Genomic DNA, 2,479 nt, shown 5'->3' with positions numbered 1-2,479 from the left:
CGCACGGCCTCGGCCACGAGGGCGGCGAGTCGCGCCTTCGCCGCGTCGCGGTTGCGCAGCTGGGCCCGGTGCTCCGAGGCCGCGATCGTCAGCACGCCGTCGACCAGACGGTTCCCGAGCCGCTCCCGTACCCGCTCGCGCTGGACGGGGGACAGAACCGCGGATGCCGCGGCATCCCACATCAGCTCCACCCGGGAATCCGCGGTGTTCACGCCCTGACCGCCCGGGCCCGACGAGCGCGAGAAACGCCACGACAGCTCGGCCGCGGGGATCACGAGGTGCGCGTTCACGCGCACGTCCGAGTCGGCCATGCTCCCATCATCCGCCGGTTCGCTCCGCGGTGTCGACGGGCAGCGGCACCGGCCGTCGCCGAGCGTAAGCACTCCGTATGCGTCCGTGAGCGACCCGTAGGGAAAGCGTTAGGGCCCGCGGATGCCGAGCCCCGGCGGAGTTGTATCGACACACGTGCCGCCCCGCGGCGCCCGCGGTCCGCCGCGGACACACCCGAACCTGGAGTCGTCGTGCTCGATGTCGTCTTCCTCGCCGTGACCGCCGCGCTGTTCGCGCTGGTCGCGCTCGTCGCCAAGGGGGTCGAGAAGCTGGGCCCCGAGGCCCGCCCCTCGTCCGCCCGCCCCGCCGGACGCGGAGGCGACCGACCGTGATCTTCTTCTCGATCCTCGCCGCCGTCCTGGCCGTCGCCGCCGTCGTGTACCTCGTGGTCGCGCTCGTCCGTCCCGAGAAGTTCTGATCCATGGATGCCGGAACCATCTGGTCGATCGTCCTGACCAGCCTCACGCTCATCGTCGCCCTCGGCCTGGCCTACCGCCCCCTCGGCGACTACATCGCCCGCATCTACACCGGTGAGCGCGACCTCGCCGTCGAGCGCGGCGTCTACCGCCTGATCGGCGTCGACGCGCGCAGCGCCCAGACGTGGCAGGCGTACCTGCGCTCGGTGCTGCTGTTCTCGTTCGTCGGCGTCGTCTTCGTCTACGCGCTCATGCGCCTGCAGGCCGTCCTGCCCTTCGCCCTCGACCTCGAGGCCCCCGGCGAGGCGCTGTCGTTCAACACCGCCGTGTCGTTCGTGACGAACACCAACTGGCAGTCGTACGCGGGTGAGTCCACCCTCGGCTACACGGTGCAGTTCACCGCGCTCACGGTCCAGAACTTCGTGTCGGCCGCGGTCGGCATCGCGATCGCCGTGGCCCTGGTGCGCGGTTTCGCGTACCGCCGCAGCGCCGTGATCGGCAACTTCTGGGTCGACCTCGTCCGCGGCACGCTGCGCCTGCTGCTGCCGTTCTCGATCGTCGCGGCCGTCGTCCTGCTCGCGGGCGGCGTCATCCAGAACCTGAACGGCTTCACGGATGCCACGACCCTGGCCGGGGCGACCCAGTCGATCCCGGGTGGGCCGGTGGCATCCCAAGAGGCCATCAAACTGCTCGGCACGAACGGCGGCGGGTTCTTCAACGTCAACTCCGCGCATCCGTTCGAGAACCCCGCGCCGTGGACGAACCTCTTCGAGATCTTCCTCATGCTCGTGATCCCCTTCTCGCTGCCCCGCGCGTTCGGCCGCATCATCGGCGACGACCGTCAGGGCTACACGATCCTCGGTGTCATGGCGGCGATCTTCGCGGCATCCACCGCCCTTCTCACCTGGGCCGAGATGGTCGGCGCCGGAACCGCCCCGATGCTCGCGGGCGGCGCGATGGAGGGCAAAGAGGTGCGCTTCGGCCTGTTCGGCTCGACGCTGTTCGGCTCGACGAGCACCCTCACCTCGACCGGTGCCGTCAACTCGATGCACGACAGCTACACGGCGCTGGGCGGCATGATGCCGATGATCAACATGATGCTCGGCGAGGTCGCCCCCGGCGGCGTCGGCTCGGGCCTGTACGGCATGCTGATCCTCGCCGTGATCGCGGTGTTCGTCGGCGGCCTGCTGATCGGCCGTACGCCCGAGTACCTCGGCAAGAAGATCGGGCCGCGCGAGATCAAGCTGGCGAGCCTGTACATCCTCGTCACGCCGACCCTCGTGCTGGCCGGTACGGCGCTGAGCTTCGGCATCCCGTCCATCCGGGCCGACGTCGAGGCGACGTCGATCTACAACCCGGGCGTGCACGGGCTGAGCGAGGTGCTCTACGCCTTCACCTCGGCGGCGAACAACAACGGCTCGGCCTTCGCCGGGCTCACCGCCAACACCCCGTGGTTCAACACCGCGCTCGGTGTCGCGATGCTGCTCGGACGCTTTCTGCCGATCGTGTTCGTGCTCGCGCTGGCCGGTGCCCTCGCGGCACAGGATGCCGTGCCGGCGACCGTCGGAACCCTGCCGACGCACCGCCCGCAATTCGCCGGTCTGCTCGCCGGCGTCGCCGTGATCGTCACGGCTCTGACCTACTTCCCGGTCCTCACCCTCGGACCCCTCGCTGAAGGGCTCTCGCTTTGATGTCCACCGTCACCCACGCTCCGGCCCCCGCCCCCGCGGGCG

The 2,479-nt window shown here is 70.1% G+C and carries 4 protein-coding genes; 3 read left to right on the top strand and 1 reads right to left on the bottom strand.

The genetic code is table 11. The features are described from left to right. Window positions 1–311, bottom strand: a 311-nt coding sequence (arfB, locus tag DBR36_RS00145; RefSeq protein ID WP_108317023.1) for an alternative ribosome rescue aminoacyl-tRNA hydrolase ArfB, incomplete at its 3' end; no start/stop codon positions are given. Window positions 312–521: 210 nt separating this feature from the next. Here arfB and DBR36_RS17440 point away from each other — a divergent pair. The 3 genes from DBR36_RS17440 to kdpA are packed head-to-tail and all read left to right on the top strand — an operon-like array spanning window position 522 to window position 2,437. Continuing rightward, complete coding sequence (locus DBR36_RS17440; protein ID WP_165801267.1) at window positions 522–662, top strand: hypothetical protein; 141 nt, start codon at window positions 522–524, stop codon at window positions 660–662. Beyond that, entirely contained in the window at window positions 659–748 is a 90-nt protein-coding gene (gene kdpF, locus DBR36_RS00140; RefSeq protein WP_074696280.1) for a K(+)-transporting ATPase subunit F, read from the top strand. Before DBR36_RS17440 ends, kdpF begins: the two co-directional genes overlap by 4 nt. 3 nt (window positions 749–751) lie before the next feature. Next, window positions 752–2,437 carry a potassium-transporting ATPase subunit KdpA gene (gene kdpA, locus DBR36_RS00135; protein WP_108317022.1) on the top strand — a complete coding sequence of 562 codons (1,686 nt, stop codon included), beginning with the start codon at window positions 752–754 and terminating at the stop codon, window positions 2,435–2,437. Window positions 2,438–2,479 lie beyond the last annotated feature (42 nt).

The organism is Microbacterium sp. HMWF026, assembly GCF_003061325.1.
Lineage (GTDB): Bacteria > Actinomycetota > Actinomycetes > Actinomycetales > Microbacteriaceae > Microbacterium > Microbacterium testaceum_E.
This window is presented reverse-complemented; position numbering and strand designations above follow the sequence as displayed.